Origin of the sequence: Microbacterium sp. NPDC056569, assembly GCF_042793475.1 — a bacterium.
Classification (GTDB): domain Bacteria; phylum Actinomycetota; class Actinomycetes; order Actinomycetales; family Microbacteriaceae; genus Microbacterium.
This window is the reverse complement of sequence record NZ_JBHTUV010000012.1, coordinates 47,675-63,768: the sequence shown is the minus strand read 5'-3', so window position 1 is coordinate 63,768 and position 16,094 is coordinate 47,675. Positions and strand designations below refer to the sequence as shown.

Annotated in this window: 13 protein-coding genes; 3 read left to right on the top strand and 10 right to left on the bottom strand. The window is 70.8% G+C overall.

What is annotated here, in order from left to right; all coding sequences use genetic code 11:
* Positions 1–202 precede the first annotated feature (202 nt).
* Genes ACFQ7C_RS14830 through ACFQ7C_RS14820 form a run of 3 tightly spaced genes read right to left on the bottom strand, consistent with a single transcriptional unit; the run spans position 203 to position 3,815 of the window.
* A complete protein-coding gene (locus ACFQ7C_RS14830) occupies positions 203–1,309 on the bottom strand; it encodes an NADH:flavin oxidoreductase/NADH oxidase (protein WP_378902625.1) in 1,107 nt (368 codons plus the stop codon).
* Entirely contained in the window at positions 1,306–2,727 is a 1,422-nt protein-coding gene (locus tag ACFQ7C_RS14825; protein WP_378902622.1) for an NtaA/DmoA family FMN-dependent monooxygenase, read from the bottom strand. Before ACFQ7C_RS14825 ends, ACFQ7C_RS14830 begins: the two co-directional genes overlap by 4 nt.
* A complete protein-coding gene (locus ACFQ7C_RS14820; RefSeq protein ID WP_378902619.1) occupies positions 2,724–3,815 on the bottom strand; it encodes an LLM class flavin-dependent oxidoreductase in 1,092 nt (363 codons plus the stop codon). Before ACFQ7C_RS14820 ends, ACFQ7C_RS14825 begins: the two co-directional genes overlap by 4 nt.
* A 222-nt stretch (positions 3,816–4,037) precedes the next feature.
* On the opposite strand from ACFQ7C_RS14820, the gene ACFQ7C_RS14815 reads away from it, so the two are divergent.
* Positions 4,038–4,916 carry a PhzF family phenazine biosynthesis protein gene (locus ACFQ7C_RS14815; RefSeq protein WP_378902616.1) on the top strand — a complete coding sequence of 293 codons (879 nt, stop codon included), beginning with the start codon at positions 4,038–4,040 and terminating at the stop codon, positions 4,914–4,916.
* 126 nt (positions 4,917–5,042) lie between these two features.
* Positions 5,043–5,507 carry an Hcp family type VI secretion system effector gene (locus ACFQ7C_RS14810; RefSeq protein WP_378902613.1) on the top strand — a complete coding sequence of 155 codons (465 nt, stop codon included), beginning with the start codon at positions 5,043–5,045 and terminating at the stop codon, positions 5,505–5,507.
* 5 nt (positions 5,508–5,512) lie between these two features.
* Here ACFQ7C_RS14810 and ppk2 read toward each other — a convergent pair whose 3' ends face one another.
* The 3 genes from ppk2 to ACFQ7C_RS14795 form a co-directional block, all read right to left on the bottom strand.
* A complete protein-coding gene (ppk2, locus tag ACFQ7C_RS14805; protein WP_378902610.1) occupies positions 5,513–6,331 on the bottom strand; it encodes a polyphosphate kinase 2 in 819 nt (272 codons plus the stop codon).
* 97 nt (positions 6,332–6,428) lie between these two features.
* On the bottom strand, positions 6,429–8,063 hold the full coding sequence (locus ACFQ7C_RS14800) for an amidohydrolase (protein WP_378902607.1): 1,635 nt from the start codon (positions 8,061–8,063) through the stop codon (positions 6,429–6,431).
* Entirely contained in the window at positions 8,060–9,493 is a 1,434-nt protein-coding gene (locus ACFQ7C_RS14795) for a purine-cytosine permease family protein (RefSeq protein ID WP_378902604.1), read from the bottom strand. Before ACFQ7C_RS14795 ends, ACFQ7C_RS14800 begins: the two co-directional genes overlap by 4 nt.
* Positions 9,494–9,566: 73 nt before the next feature.
* Between ACFQ7C_RS14795 and ACFQ7C_RS14790 the strand changes: the two genes are divergently transcribed.
* On the top strand, positions 9,567–10,241 hold the full coding sequence (locus ACFQ7C_RS14790; protein WP_378902601.1) for a TetR family transcriptional regulator: 675 nt from the start codon (positions 9,567–9,569) through the stop codon (positions 10,239–10,241).
* Positions 10,242–10,244: 3 nt separating this feature from the next.
* Here ACFQ7C_RS14790 and ACFQ7C_RS14785 read toward each other — a convergent pair whose 3' ends face one another.
* From ACFQ7C_RS14785 to ACFQ7C_RS14770, 4 genes are all read right to left on the bottom strand, one after another.
* Positions 10,245–12,605, bottom strand: coding sequence for a glycoside hydrolase family 65 protein (locus tag ACFQ7C_RS14785; protein WP_378902597.1), 2,361 nt, complete (start codon positions 12,603–12,605; stop codon positions 10,245–10,247).
* Between the two features lie 138 nt (positions 12,606–12,743).
* Positions 12,744–13,661, bottom strand: a complete 918-nt coding sequence (locus ACFQ7C_RS14780; protein ID WP_378902594.1) for a carbohydrate ABC transporter permease — start codon at positions 13,659–13,661, stop codon at positions 12,744–12,746.
* On the bottom strand, positions 13,658–14,617 hold the full coding sequence (locus tag ACFQ7C_RS14775) for a carbohydrate ABC transporter permease (protein ID WP_378902591.1): 960 nt from the start codon (positions 14,615–14,617) through the stop codon (positions 13,658–13,660). Before ACFQ7C_RS14775 ends, ACFQ7C_RS14780 begins: the two co-directional genes overlap by 4 nt.
* A 111-nt stretch (positions 14,618–14,728) precedes the next feature.
* Positions 14,729–16,081, bottom strand: a complete 1,353-nt coding sequence (locus tag ACFQ7C_RS14770; RefSeq protein ID WP_378902588.1) for an ABC transporter substrate-binding protein — start codon at positions 16,079–16,081, stop codon at positions 14,729–14,731.
* Between the last annotated feature and the right edge of the window lie 13 nt (positions 16,082–16,094).

The following is a 16,094-nucleotide window of genomic DNA, read 5'->3' as shown; positions in this document are numbered from 1 at the left end:
ACTCGGTGCCGAGCCCGTACGACCGGAACCAGTAGTCCACCGCCGGCCGCCCACGGATAAAGCGGCATGAACGCCCACGCGTTCTGGGCGACCTCCCCCGCCGACGTCAACGGCAGTTCGAGCGGACACCCCTCCCACGCGATGCGAAGTCGATGAATCGCACGTGTGGAGTGGATGAACGGATGCTGCCACCCGAGGTCGGTCAGCTCCACGCCCCGCGGGCGTACTGCGGCTGCCACTCGGCGTCCACCCCGAGCTCGTGCGCGGCGCGCAGCGCGAAGTACGGATCGCGCAGCGCCGCCCTCCCGATGAGCACCGCATCGGCACTGGCCGAACGCACGATGCGGTCGGCGTCACGGGCGTCGGAGACGAGCCCGACCGCCGCGGTCGGCACGCCCGCCTGCTCGCGGATGCGCCGCGCGGCGCCGACCTGATACCCGGGCCCCACCGGGATGTCGGCCGGCAGCAGCCCGCCGGTCGAGACGTCGACGAGGTCCACGCCGAGGGCGGCGAGGCGCCGCGCGAGCACCACGGTCTCGGCGATGGAGACGCCGCCGGCAAGCCAGTCGGTGGCCGACACCCGCACGAGGAGCGGCACGTGCGCCGGGATGGTTCCCCGCACCGCGACGACCACCTCCTCCAGAAGCCGGCTGCGGTGCGCCACCCCGTGCCGGTCCGTGCGGTGGTTCGTGAGCGGCGAGAGGAAGGAGTGGAGCAGGAACCCGTGCCCGGCGAGGATCTCGATCGCATCGAACCCCGCGAACACGCCCCGCGCCGCCGCCTCCGCGAAGGCGTCCACGATGTGCGGGATCTCGTCCGCCTCGAGCGCGACCGGCGCGGCGAGCCCGGGAACCGGCTCGGCACTCACCGAGCGGGCCACCCATCCCCCGCGCTCCGGCGGGACCGAGCCCTCGCTGTCCGACCACGGCGCGGCGAGCGACGCCTTGCGCCCGGCGTGCGCGAGCTGGAGCGCGATGGGCGCGCCGCGTGCGTGCACGAAGTCGACGACCCGCTGCCACGCGGTGGCCTGCGCGGCGTTCCAGATTCCGGTGTCGCCGGCACTGATGCGCCCCTCCGGGGCGACGGCGGTCGCCTCGGTGAACAGCAGGCCCCAGCCGCCCGACGCCCGGTCGCCCAGGTGTGCGAGGTGCCAGTCACCCGCCAATCCGTCGACCGCGGAGTACTGGCACATCGGCGAGAGCCAGAGGCGGTTGCGCACCTCGAGCCCGCGCAGCCGCAGCGGCTGAAACAGCGACGCTTCGCAGGCGGAGGCCACGGCATCCGTCCCCGCCACCGCGAGGCTCGTCATACCGCCACCGACTCCGCACGCGATGCGGCCCGCTCGGGCACGCGATGGCCGACCGTCTCGGGGAGGCCGAGGTTCTCACGCAGCGTCGTGCCCGCGTACTCGCTCGGGTAGATGCCGCGCTCCTGCAGCTCGGGGACGAGCCGGTCGACGACGTCGCCGAGCCCGTCGGGGAACGCGTCGGGCGTGACGTTGAGGCCGTCGAACGCGTCCGAGCGCACGAAGTGAGCGAGCTCGTCGGCCACGCCGCCGGGGGTGCCGACGAAGGCCCGAGCGCTCGTGAGGTGATGGACGAGCTGACGGATGCTGTACCCCCGTGCCTCCGAGATCGCCCGCCACTCCCGGATCTTGGCCGACGGCTCGTGACCGGTGTGCACGATGCCGTGCGTGCGGCTCTGGCGGTCGGCGGCGGGCGCGTGAGTGGGGAGCGGCCCGTCGAGGTCGACGTCGGAGAGGTCCTCCTGCCACACCTCCTCGACGATCTGGCGGACGCGGCGATCGGTGAGGAAGCGCTCGCGCAGATGGCGCGCCTTCTCGTCCGCCTCGGCGGCGGAGTCGCCGACGACGATCGAGGCGCCGGGGATGACGAGGATGTCGTCGCCGGGGCGGCCGTACGAGCGGGCGCGCCGGCGGATGTCGGCGGTGAACGCCACGGCCTCGTCGAACTCCACGTGGTGGGTGAAGATGCCCTCGGCGCGGCGGGCGGCGAAGTCACGACCCTCGGCGGAGTCGCCCGCCTGGAAATAGACGGCTTGGCCCTGCGGGCTCGGCGGAACCTGCGGCACGACGCGGGCGCTGAGGTGCTCCCCGCTGCGCTCGACGGGCGTGACACCGCCCGGACGCAGCCAGGCGCCAGCATCCGTGCCCGTGGCGATCGCGTCGGGCGCGAAGCCGTCCCAGATCGCCTGCACCACCGCAACGTGCTCCTCGGCGTACAGGTAGCGGTTGTCGCGATCGAGGAAGCCACCGCGCCGGAAGTTCTCCCCCGTCCAGCCGTTGTCGGTGGTGACGACGTTCCAGCCCGCACGGCCGCCGCTGAGCAGATCGACGGTCGCGATGCGGCGAGCGAGGTCGACGGGGTCGGTGTAGGTGGTGTTGAGGGTGGCGACCAGGCCGATGCGGCTGGTGTTCGCGGCGAGGTAGGCGAACAGCGCGAGGGCGTCGGGCCGACCGGTCACCGCGATGTCGTTCAGCCGACCGAGGTGCTCGCGCAGCCGCAGGCTCTCGCCGAGGAAGATCGCGCTGAAGAGCCCCCGCTCGGCCTCTTGGACGAGCGCGAGGTAGGAATCGGGCTCGTAGTAGTCGCGCAGCCGGGGTGTGCGCGACCAGTCGTAGATCGGGCCGAACGGCTGAAAGACGTTGAGGTGCAGGCGTGCATGGGGGCGCGGGTAGTCCGCGTCTCGCAGACGACGGTCGTTCATCGGTTCTCCTCCGCGAGTGCGAAGACATTGGCGGGGCGCGGCAGCCCGAACTGGTCTCGAAGCGTCTCGCCCACCAGGGGCGCGTGCAGCACGCCCTCCGCGTCGAGGCGGGGCAGCAGCTCGTCGGCGATGACGGCCAGGTCGACGTCGATCACCGCCGGATGCAGGCGGATGCCATCGACCGAGGGGGCGAGCTCGGTCAGGCGTCGAGCTGCCTCGGCCGCAGAACCGACGATCCTGAGCCTGTCGCCCGGCGCCCACTCGGCCTCGCGGTCGAGTGCGCGGAGGCGCTCGGTCGCCGACTGCCCACCGGCGTCGAGGGCGATCTCCACCGACGCGACGCGGCGCGGCACGCCGCGCTCGGCCGCCGCACCTGCGCGCGCGATGATCTGCGGCAGGCTGCGTCCACTCACCACGGCGATGTCGACCGACGCGGCAAGCACCGAGTCGGGCGTATCCGCCCACACGACGAGCTGCCCCTGCGGCGGCCTCGGGAGGAGCCCCGGGCCCTTGATCGTGAACGAGCCGCCGACGGCGTCGGCGTAGTGCCAGCGGTCGAGATCGAGAAATCGGCCGGTCTCCTCGTCGGCGATGAGGACATCGTCCTCCCACGTGTCCCAGAGCCGGCGCACGGCGGCGATCACGTCGCGGGCCTCTTCGTCAGCGTCCGCCGCAGTGCGATGAGGTGCACGGCCGTAGTCGGCGGCGATGTCGGCCGAGTCGGCGGAACGGACGAACCAGCCGCCCCGGCCGCGCGACGCCCAGTCGAGGGTGTTGAGCTGGTTGGCGAGGTGGTAGGGCTCGGCGTGGATCGCGTTGACCACCGGCACAAGGCCGATACGTGTGGTGGAGGCGGCGGCGAAAGACGCGGCTTCTATCGTGTCGAGCCCGCCGCCGACGCCGCCGGGCGCGGTGGGGTCGTACTCGGGGAACGTCGCGAACCCGAGGCCGGACTCGTCGACGGCCGCGATGCGCGCGGCGATCCGGCCGGGCGTGAACAGCTCCGCCGGTGCATGGTCGGCGGCTCGCCAGGCAGCAGGGTGGGCGCCTTCGCCGTCGAGGTCGATCCCGATCGGGATGCGGCTCATCGTGTCCTCCGTCACTCGGGCCGCGGGGTGCGCCCGGTTGCGGGGATCGTATGGCGGGGCTCACTGCGGGGTCGGGCAGCGTCGGCGCCGGACGTCAAAGGGCGTCAAATCCCGTCATCCGGCGACTTCTCCGCGCTGATCGGCCCTTCGGCGGGAACCGTGCGTTGACCGCGCGGGCCCGCGCGGCCGAGACTGGCGGAACGGCTGAGGAAGGATCGACCGTTGACCGAGCTGCGCTTCTCGTGGGTGGATGTCTTCGCCGAAACTCCGCTGACTGGCAACCCGCTCGCGCTGGTGCCGGACGCCGACCGGCTGAGCGAGCGGGAGATGCGCGCGATCGCGCGGGAGTTCAACCAGTCGGAGACGACGTTCCTCGTCGCGCCGTCTGCCACGGGCGCGGATCACCGCCTGCGGTCGTTCACGGCGGCCGGGATCGAGGTGCTGGGTGCCGGCCACAACGCGATGGGCGCGTGGATCTGGCTCGCCGACACCGGGGTGCTGCCGCCCGAACGGGACGAGTTCGCGCAGCAGATCGGCGACGACGTGCTGCCCGTGTGGATCACGCGAAGCGAGGACGGGCGGTCGAGGGTCACGATGCGGCAGGCCGCGCCCCGGTTCCTCCACTCGACGACCGGCCACGCGGGGTTCGCCGAGGCCCTCGGACTCTCCGCCGGCGCCCTTGCCGACCGAACCGCCGAGGTGGTGTGGACCGGGGCCGAGCACCTCATGCTCGGGCTCCGCACGCGCGCCGACGTCGACGCCGCGGCGCCGGAACCGGCGCGCCTGCGCACCCTGCTCGCCGGGGTCGGCGCAGAGGGGTGCTACGTCTACTCGACCGAGGGCGGCGCGGACGGCGCCGATGCATACACCCGCTTCTTCAACCCCACGGTCGGCATCGTCGAGGACCCCGCCACCGGCACCGCCGCGGGACCCCTCGCCGCGCTGCTCACCCGCGATGGGGACGCGCCGGGCGGCAGCATCCGTATCCTCCAAGGCCACGCCATGGGAAGGCCCAGCGTGCTCGAGATCGCCGTGGAGGGAGATCGCGTGGACCTGTCGGGCAGCGGGCTCGTGATCGCCGACGGCGTGCTCAGGCTCTGACCTCCCCGCCCGGTGACGGACCGGCCGCCGGGACCGTCGCCCCTTGCGGGTCCGGCTCACGGGGAGTATCTCTGGGTTCGGTCGTGCGCGGTCGCGCGGTCGGGGGAATCGGGACGGGAGCGTGCGGTGGCCGAAGAACTGTTCCTCACCATCTCATCGATCCCCGGGGAGGTCGTCGACGACCAGCATCCGGGTGCCATCGAGGTGCTGAGCTGGAGTTGGACGGTGGCGAACGCACCGTCCGCCGGCGGGGGCGGCGGCGGTCGAGTCGGCAAGCCGACGATCTCGGATGTCTCCCTCGTGATCCGCCTCGACAAGGCGACGCCGCGCCTCTTCGATGCCTGTGCCCGCGGCATCCGTCTGGACCTCGTGCTGGTGTCCGCGCGCAGGCAGGGCATGGTCGGCGACTACTTCACGCTGCGCATGGAGGATACCGTCGTGACCTCGGCGAGCACCGCCCTCGCGGGCACCGACCCCGCCGTGCAGATCACGGTGGGCTTCGCGACCGCGACGCTGACGTACCAGACGCCTCTACCGGACGGCTCGCTCGGCGACCCGGTCTCGGTCACGATCGGGCGCGTCCAGCTCTGACGACCTCAGTCGTCGCTGTGAGCGGAGCGCTCCAGCTCGGCGGCGACGTCGGGGACGTAGTTCTCGAGGTTGCGGGGCGGGCGCTCGTACCCGCGGGAATCGGGGCGGATCGGAATCGCGACCGCCTCGCGCGGGACGAGCTCGTAGGGGATGCTCGCGAGCAGGTGGGAGATCATGTTGACCCGGCTGCGGCGCTTGTCGACCGACGGCACCTCGAACCAAGGTGCCTCCGGGATGTCGGTGTGGACGAACATCGTGTCCTTCGCTCGGGAGTAGTCCTCCCAGCGGGTGATCGACATCACATCGTTCGGGCTCAGCTTCCAGCGCCGCATCGGGTCGTGGGCGCGCGAGCGGAACCTCGCCTCCTGCTCATCCGGTGAGACGCTGAACCAGTACTTCAGGAGGATGACGCCGTCCTCCACCAGCATCCGCTCGAAGATCGGCGCCTGATGCAGGAACCGGTGATACTCCGCATTGGTGCAGTAGCCCATCACGTGCTCGACGCCGGCCCGGTTGTACCAGGACCGGTCCATGAGCACGATCTCGCCCGCCGCCGGCAGGTGCGGGACGTAGCGCTGGAAGTACCACTGGGTCCTCTCGCGCTCCGTCGGAGTCGGCAGGGCGACGATGCGGGTGACGCGCGGGTTCAGATACTCCGCGACCCGCTTGATGGTCGAGCCCTTGCCCGCGGCATCCCGTCCCTCGAAGATGACCACGATCCGCGCACCCGACGCCTGCACCCAGGCCTGCATGTCGACGAGCTGGGCCTGCAGTCGCCGCAGCTCGCGCTCGTAGAGCTTCTTCGGCAGGCGCGACTGGCTCATCTCGGTGACAGTACACCCGACTCCGGCGAGCGGCGAAGGGCGGCTCGAACGGCCGACCCTCCGACTGGGGGAGGTGGACCGAGCCGCTCGCGTGGCGTCACCCTCGGCTCGCCGGTTCGACGGACGCGGAGTACCGGGAACGCCCCGCCATGATCGTCTCGACCACCTGCGCCTCCAGCAGCGCATCCGCGCCGGCCGCGAACGGGTCGGTGTCGAGCACCGCGACGTCGGCGGCGAAGCCGCGGGCGATGCGGCCGCGCCAGTCGCCGTCGCCGACCGAGGCGGCGGCGTCTCGCGTCGCGTGGCCGATCGCGCGATCGAGCGGCAGCGCGTACTGCGGATGAGTGGCGGGCACGCCCGGGTCGAGCGCGGAGGCGCGGGTCGCGGCGATGTACATGTTCGCGAGGGAGCTGTGCGGTGCCGTCGGCGCGTCGGTCGAGAACGCCAGCAGCGCCCCCGCGTCCTCGTACTCGGGCCACGCGAAGGCGCGCTCGACCCGCTCGTCGCCGAGCATCTCGGCCCAGTTCGCGAAGATCGCGGGGTCGGAATGCACCGGCTGCATCGACGCCGTGACGCCGAGCGCCGCCATCCGCGCCGCGGTCTCGGGCGCGGCGTACTCGAGGTGCTCGATGCGGTGTCGCCGGTCGCGCGGGCCGTTGACCGCGATCGCGCGCTCGATGGCATCGAGGGCGATGTCGCTCGCGAGATCGCCGATCGCGTGCTGGGCGACCTGCAGCCCCGCCGCGTCGGCGGCCACGATCACGGGCTCGAGCTGAGCGAGCGGCCAGATCGGCCCCGCGTTCGTCCCGTCGGCATAAGGTTGGCGCATCGCCGCCGTGCAGGCGTCGATGACCCCGTCGAGGATGAGCTTGATGCCGACGACGCGGAGCCACGGCGACGACTCTCTCGCGGCGAGCTCGGCCGCGCGGGCCACCTGAGCGAGGTTCCTCTCGTCGTCGCCCGTGTTCTCGATGAGCCAGTGCGCGGCCACGCGGATCGGCAGCTCGCCGCCGCGGCGCGCGCGGGCGCGCTCGAAGGCGGCGAGTCCGAACTCGTCGAAGGCCATGTCGACGACCCCGGTGACGCCGGTCGCCAGGTAGGCGGCGATGGCGCGCTCGACGGCCTCGTCGCGGTCGCCGTCGGTCGTGGTCGCGTCACGGTGAGCCCACGCGAACTGCACCGCCGCCGTCTCGTACAGCATTCCGGTCGGCTCGCCGTCGGCGTCGCGGGCGATCTCGCCGCCGATCGGATCCGGCGTGTCGCGCGTGATGCCCAGCTCGGCGAGCGCCGCACGGTTCACCCAGCACGAGTGGTAGTCGTTGGCGTCGAGATAGACGGGGATGTCGGAGACCACCGCGTCGATCATCGCCGCGGTGGGCGCCCCGCCGGGTACGGAGTCGAAGAGCCATCCGCGTCCGCGCAGGGCCGCAGCATCCGGATCCCGATCGCGGGCGTCGCGCAGCCGGGACTGGATCTCGTCCAGTGACCGGGCGTCGGTGAGGTGCACCTGCCCGAGCGCCGCGCCCATCATGAGCAGATGGGTGTGCGCGTCGGTGAAGCCGGGGAGCACGAGCCGGCCCTGCAGGTCGACCGTCGCCTCCGCGTCGGGAGCGTCGGCGCTGTCGCCGACGAACGCGATGACGTCGCCCTGGACGGCGAACGCCTCGGCCCAGGCCTTCTCGGGATCGGGGTCTGCGGTGAAGACGCGACCGTTGACGTAGCGGGTGATCATGGACGGCCCTTCTTTCCGAGCGGGGTGCGCAGGAGGCCTGCGTAGAGAGCGGCGGCGACCAGCATGCCGACCGGCACCGACAGATCGATGTAGCCCGTCGCCTCGGCGATCGGTCCCGACCAGACGCTCGTCGACAGGCACAGCGCCGTCGCGAGTCCGCCGACCAGCAGGGCGGTCAGGCCCGGAATGCCCCATCCGCCCGTGTACCAGAAGCGTCCGCCCGGGTGGTCGTCGAACAGCTCCACCCCGTCGTACCGGTAGCGGCGCAGCAGCACGTCCACGACGAAGATGGCCATGGCCGGCCCAGAGACGATGACGAGGAACTGCAGCATGAGGTTGGCGGCCTCGAGGAGGCTCGACGACAGCACGAGGTAGATCGTCAGGGCCGTGCCCACCGCGCCCACGATGATCGCGGCGGGGATGCGGCGCAGCCGGAACCCGATCGCCTGCAGCGCCATGCTCGAGGTGTAGGTGGTCATCGCGTTCAGGGCGATCGTGTTGATGACGACCCCGATCACGAGGATCGGCCCGAGCCACCCGGGCAGGAGGTCGAGGAGGGCCACGTCGATGCCGGCCTCGAAGGCGGCAGCGCTGAGCCCGGTCGCCAGCAGCACGCCGACGATCGTGAAGACGATGAACGGGATGGCGCCGCCGAGGCCGGTCGCGAGCGCGATGTGCGACGGCTTCGTGGAGCGCGGGAGATAGCGCGCGATGTCGGGGCTGTTGATGAACGACAGCGGCGTCGAGGCGAGGATCGTGAACCCGATGGCCATCGCCGACCACAGCGCGGGCCCCTCGAGCGCCACGGGCGAGGAGTACTGCCAGTCGACCGTCGGCAGGATGAAGGCGGCCACGAGCAGGAAGATCACGAACAGGGCGGCTGCCATGTACGAGTAGGCGCGCACGATCAGGCCGTGGCCGAAGATCGCGACGAGGATGGTGACCGCGGCGACCACCACCGTCACCCCGATGGGCACCCAGACGGGGTCGTCGAGACCCATGCGGCGCAGCAGGTCCGCGCCCATGAACGACGAGGCGAGCCAGGTCAGCGACAGGAACACCGCGCCGATGAACCACCCGACGAATGCCACGAAGAGCCGGTTGCCGAGGACGCCGTACATCGCCCGGGTCACGACGGAGCCCGACGTTCCGGACGCGGGGCCGCTGCCGGCGATGATCCCGGGGAAGACCCACAGCAGCGCGGCGGCGAGGATGACCGCGATCGCCTGCCACAGCTCCAGCCCGAGCAGGATGAGCGTCGCGCCGATGGTCAGATTCAGGATGCTGACGTTCGGCGCCGCCCAGATGAAGAAGAGGTCGCGTGCGCGGCCGTGCCGCTCGGCATCGCCGACCAGCTCGATTCCGCGCGTCTCGGGACGCGACGCGGTGTCGACGAACTCGTCATCGAGCTCGGTCTGTGAATGGGTCACGGTGTTCCTTCCGGGAAAGCATCGTTGCTATTGGTCACATGCCCAATGGACTATTGGTCACACATTCAATAGCATGAACGGTGTGACGTCAAGTGAGATTTCGGTTCGCACGCGCAAGCGTCCCGAGGAGCGCCGGGAGGAGATCCTCGAGCACGCCACGGCGATCGCGCTCGACGAAGGTCTCGAGCGGATCACGCTGCGCGCCGTCGCCGACCGGCTCGGGGTGCGCCCGGGGCTGATCACGCACTACTTCCCCGCCGCCGAGGCCCTCGTCATCGAGGCGTTCACCCGCGCCGCCGTGCAGGAGCGCGAGCGGTTCTTCACGGCATCGGGCACCCCGCGGGGGCGCGTGGCGCATTTCGTCGCGCACATCGAACGAGGCGCGTCATTGCCGCTCGCGCGGATGTGGCTCAACGCGCGGCACCTCGCCCGGTTCAGCCCGGCGCTCGACGAGGCGCTTCAAGAGCAGGATGGGCTCGACCGGGAGCGCCTGACCGCGATCATCGAGGACGGCATCGCGTCGGGCGACTTCACGATCACGGATGCTGAGACCGCCTGCACCCGGATCCTCATCGCCGTCGACGGCGGCGGGTCCTACGTGAACACCGCGACGCCGCCCACCCACCCTGCGCACCTGCACGTCGTGGCCGACGTGAGCGAATGGGCGCTCGGACTCGAGCCGGGCGGACTCCGCACCGCCATCGAGGCGGCCGGCGCTGAGATCACGCCCGACGGCTCCGCTGACTGATCCTCAGTCCCCGTTCGCGGCGCGGACCTCCTCCGGCGAGCGCCCCTTCGGCTGCGACGGCCGAGGCCCCGGATCCGGTGCGGGCGGGATCGGCAGGCGCGTCGCCTCCCCCGCCCGCAGCTCCACCGCCTCACCGAAGTGGCGGACGGGCAGCGGCGGGCCGTCGCTGAGCGCGTACGACGCCGTGTCTTCGGCGACCTCGACGCGCAGCATCCGTCCGCCCGTCCGGATGCCGAACGCGAGCCGCGTGATCGGGGCGGCCAGACGCGGGCAGAACTCCAAGCCGCTCGGGCCGTCCTTCATGCCGCCGAGGCCGCACGCGACAGCCGTCCAGACTCCGCCGAGCGCGGCGATGTGCAGCCCGTCGTCGACGTCGTCCCGCAGGTCGTTGAGGTCGATGGTCGCGGCTTCGGTGAGGTACTCGATCGCGAGTTCGCTCTGCCCGACCCAGGCGGCCACCACCGCCTGGGTCGAGGCCGACAGCGAGGAGTCCCGCACCGTGAGTCCTTCGTAGTAGGCGAAGGCGCGCGCGGCCTCGTCCGCGGTGAAGGCCTCGTGGAACAGCTGCAGCGCCAGCACGAGGTCGGCCTGCTTCAGCACCTGCTTGCGGTACAGGTCGAAGTAGGGGAAGTGGCTCTGCAGCGGGTACTGCTCGGGCGACGTCGCCTCGAAGTCCCAGCGCTCGAGGTCGGTGTAGCCGGCGGCCTGCTGGTGCACGCGGCGCTCCTCGTCGTACGGCAGCGCGATCGCGTCGGCGATGACCTCCCACCGGCCGATCTCCTCGTCGTGCACGCCCAGCTCGCGCGCCCGCGCGCTGTGGCGCCGGGCCGCCTCGGCGGCGCCGCGGAGATTGCGCTGCGCAGCCAGGTTCGTGAACGTGTTGTCGTCGACCAGGGCCGAGTACTCGTCGGGGCCGGTGATCCCGTCGATGTGGAACACACCGTGCGCATCCTGGTAGCCCAGCGACTCCCACAGCCGCGCCGTCTCGACGAGGATCTCGACGCCCACCTCCCGCTCGAACTCCTGGTCGCCGGTCGTGCGCACATGACGCATGACCGCCGCGGCGATATCGGCATTGATGTGGAAGGCGACGGTGCCCGCGGGCCAGTAGCCCGAGCACTCGCGTCCGCTGATCGTCCGCCACGGGAACGCGGCGCCGGCCAGGTGCAGCTGCGTCGCGCGCTCCCGCGCGATGTCGAGCGTCGAGTGCCGCCACCGCAAGGCGTGCGCCGCGGCCTCGGGCGCGGTGTAGGTCAGCACGGGCAGCACGAACGTCTCGGCGTCCCAGAAGGTGTGCCCCTCATAGCCGGGGCCGGTGAGCCCCTTCCCCGGGATCGAACGCACATCGGCCCGCGCCGCCGACTGCAGCACCTGGAAGAGCGCGAACCGCACCGCCTGCTGCAGCCGTGTGTCGCCCTCGAGCTCGACGTCCGCGGCATCCCAGAAGTCGTCGAGATACGCCTGCTGCTCGCGCGCCAGTCCGTCCCACCCGAGACGCGTGGCGGTCGCGACGGCGGCCTCGACGCGGTCGCGCAGCGCGGCATCCGTGAGGCCATCGGACCACTCGTGACCGACGATCTTCACGACACGGATGCTGCCGCCCGCCGTCAGCCGCGCGGTCACCGTGGTGCGGGCCACGTCTTCCCACGCCTCGGTGCCGACGGACGACGAGGCACCCTCGATGAGGTGGTCCATCGCCACCGCGACGCCGATGCGGCTGCGTTTCGTGCGGTGCAGGAGCGTCGCTCCGGTCTCCATGACGACGCGGTCGACCGGCTCGTAGGGATGCCGCAGCGGTGCCATCACCCGCTCGTCGGGGTGCACCTCGGGCAGCGGCTCGTTCGCCACGATCTCGGAGAGCACGGTGACGTCGAGTGGACCGCTGACCGCCGTCACGCGGTAGTCGATCGCGGCGATCGCGCGATGCGCGAGCGACACGAGCCGCGTCGACTCGATCCGCACCGTCGCGCCGGACGGCGACGTCCAGCGCACCTCGCGACGGAGGGTCCCCGCCCGGAAGTCGAGGTGCTGCTCATGGGAGTCGAGCCGCCCCTCGCGGATGTCGAACGGCTCGTCGTCGACGAGAAGCCGGATGACCTTGCCGTCGGGGGCGTTGACCACGGTCTCCCCGTGCTCGGGGTACCCGTAGCCGTCCTCCGCGTACGGCATCGGGTGGTGCTCGAAGAGTCCGTTGAGATAGGCGCCCGGTGTCGCGCACGGGTCGCCCTCGTCGAGGGTGCCGCGCCAGCCGATGTGGCCGTTCGACAGCGAGAACACGGACTCGCGTCGCGCCTGCCGGGACGGCTCCCACCCGGTCCAGCCGATGCCCCAGGGCGAGACGTCGAACGGCGAGATCGCAGGCATGCCGCCATTCTGCGGGTGGGAGGACGAACCCCGCGAAGGTCTTGCAATCCCGGCCGCGCCCGGGTATCGAGGTGCGGGAGGCCGGCGCATCCGGCCTCCCGCACGACGCTGCGGCGCAGCATCCGTCTCCCGCGTCGATCAGCCCTTGACGCTTCCCGTCGCGAGACCCGACTGCCAGTAGCGCTGCAGGAACAGGAAGGCGATGATCAGCGGCAGGATCGACACGAACGAGCCGGTGATCACCGTCGAGAACAGCGCCTGCGTGCCGCCGCCCGCTGAGGCCGCGGCCTGCAGCTGCGCGAGGCCGACGGTGATCGGGTACAGGTCGGACGTGTTCAGCATGACCAGGGGCAGGAAGTAGTTGTTCCACGTCGCGACGAGCGAGAAGAGGAACACCGTCACGAGCCCCGGTCCGAGCAGCCGGAAGCCGACCTGCCAGAACGTGCGGAACTCGCCGGCGCCGTCGACGCGCGCCGACTCGATGAGCGTGTCGGGGATCGCGTCGGCCGCGTACACCCGCATGAGGTACACCCCGAACGGACTCACGAGCGACGGGACGATGATGGCCCACGGGGTGTCGGTCAGCCCGGCTCGAGCGAACAGCAGGTACGTCGGCAGGGCGAGAGCCGTCAGCGGGATCATGATGGCGCCGAGGGTCGCGCTGAAGAGCACCTTCTTGCCCGGGAACTCGTACTTCGCGAAGGCATAGCCCGCCATCGCCGACAGCAGGGTCGCGCCGACCGCGGCCGTCACGGAATACACCACCGTGTTGATCAGCCACCGCGTGAACAGCCCGCCGCGGATGGTGAACAGGGTCTGCAGGTTCTCCCAGAGGGAGAACTCGCCTCCGAACCACAGCCCGAAGGTGGAGAACAGCGCGGAGTTGTCCTTCGTGGACGACACGAGCAGCCACCACAGCGGCAGTACGAAATACAGCACGCACAGCCACAGCAGGATCGTCAGCAGCCAGCTGCGCCGGCGGGAGCGGGAGTAGGAGGTCTGCGGGCGGTCGAGCCGCTCCCCGGTGACCAGCGTGCGGGTCTCGGTGGAGGTCATGCGAGCCCCTTCCGCTCACGGCGCGCGGATCGCTCGGATCCGAGCTGCACGAAGTACGACACGATCGCGATCACGATTCCGAGCAGGAACGCGAGAGCCGCGCCGTAGTTCAGCTCCTGGTTGATGAACGCGACGTTGAATGCGTAGTAGTTCGGCGTGAAGCCCATGGTGATCGCATCGGGGGCGATGACGTTGAGCAGGCTCGGCTCGGCGAACAGCTGGAACGACCCGATCACCGAGAAGATCACCGTCAGGAGGATCGCCGGGCGGATGGCGGGGATCTTGATGCTCCACGCCAGCCGGAACTGCCCAGCGCCATCGATCTCGGCGGCCTCGTACAGCTCACCCGGGATCGCACGCAGCGCGGCGTACATGATGATCATGTTGTAGCCGACGAACTCCCACGTGACGATGTTCATCATCGAGCCGAGGATGTTCTCGGCCGACAGGAAGTCGGGGGTGCCGAGGCCGAGCGCCCGCGCCATCTGGGCGATCGGACCGAAATCCGGGCCGTACAGGTAGCCCCACATCAGCGTCGCCACGACCGCCGGCACGGCGTACGGCATGAAGATCAGCAGCCGGACGCCCTTCGATCCCCGCGCCAGGAACGTGTCGAGCGCGAGCGCGAAGAACAGGGCGAGGCCGAGCATGATCGGCACCTGGACGACGAAGAACAGCGCCACCCGGCCGAGGCCGCCCCAGAACTGGGGGTCGGTCAGCGCCCGGACGTAGTTGTTCAGGCCGGCGAAGACCTCGCCGCCGATGAGCTTGCTCTCGAACAGGCTGAGGTACCCGGCGTACACGAGCGGGATGACGAGCATCGTGAGGAACACGACGAAGAACGGCAGCAGGAACAGGTAGGCCGCGCGGTACTGCTTGCGCTTGGTGGGACTGGTGCGCCGCTTCTTCGCGGGCGCTGCGGGACGCGCGGCAGGCAGCGTCGATGCGTTCGCCACGGGGGTCTCCTTTCGAATGGATGCTGCGGGCCGGCCGATCGCGTCACGTCCGCGGCGCGACCGGCCGGGGCGCAGGGTGCCCGCCCGGCGTCGGCCGGGCACCCTGCGGTCTCACTCGACGGTGAAACCCTGGTCCTCTGCGTAGCTGACGAGCTGGTCCTGCCACGTGTCGAGGGCGTCGCTGATGTCACCCTTGGCCGCGATCACCGTGCCCATGGTCTCCTCATAGGTGGAGTAGACGTAGTCCATGAAGGGGAGCCACTGGAAGTCGGTGTCGACCGTCGTGGAGATCTCCGCGAACAGCTTGTTCACCTGCTGGCCGCCGTAGAACTCCGACTCCTGGTCGGCGAACGCCGGGTCCTCGAGCACCGACACCTGCGGCGGGTAGAGGAACTGCTCGGTCGCGAGCATCATCGCGGACTCCTGGTCGTTGTTGATGAACTTCGCGAGCTCGTATGCGGCGATCGGGTTCTCGCTCGACGCCAGCACGGCGTCGGACGATCCGCCCCAGTTGCCCGAGACCTCTTCGCCCGCGCTCCACTGCGGCAGCGGCGCCGCGCGCCACAGCCCCGAGGTGTCGGCGGCCGTGCCCTGGAGGAAGATGGGCCCCCAGGCCGCGGTCAGCCAGCCGGCGTACTTGCCGCTGGCCAGGCCCTGGTACCAGGTGTCGTTGAAGTCGACGTCGGTCGAGATGAGGTCCTGCTGGATCAGGTCGGTCCAGTAGTCCGCGACCTGCTTCGCCTCGTCGCTGTTGACGTTGATCGACACGGTCTCCTCGCCGTCGTAGCCGAACGGCTTGACGCCCGCCTGCCAGAAGAACCCGATCATCTGTCCGGCCTGCGTCGCGCCGAGGTTGGAGATGTACGAGCCCGTGCTGTCCTTGACGGCCTTCGCGGCGGTCGCGTAATCGTCCCACGTGGCCGGGGGTTCGGTGATGCCCGCCGACGCGAGGATGTCCTCGCGGTACAGGTTGCCCATCGGACCCACGTCCTGCGGGATGGCCCACACCTCGTCGCCCGGCGACACCTGGTTCCACGCCCAGCCGACGTAGTCGTCGGCGAGGTCGTCGGCGCCGTACGGGGTGAGGTCGAGGAGGGACTCGGGGAGCACGAACGACGGGATGTACTGATACTCGATCTGCGCGACATCCGGTGCGCCCTCGCCCGCCTCGATGGCGCTGCGGAGCTTCTGGTAGTGCGGCAGGCCCTGGCCGACGTTCTCGACCTTCACCGAGATGTCGGGGTACTTCGCCTCGAAGAGATCGACCTCGTTCTGGATGTCGGGAACCCAGGTCCAGAACGTGAGCTCCGTCGGAGTGCTCATCGCCTCGTCGATCTGTTCCTGCGTGATCGGGCCCTGCGCACCGCCGCCGTCGTCGCCGCTCGGGGCGCACCCCGTGAGGAGCACCGCGACCGTGGCCGCGCCGACGGTCAGCGTCGCTGCTGTTCTGCGTGCCTTCTTCATGATTGCTCTTTCT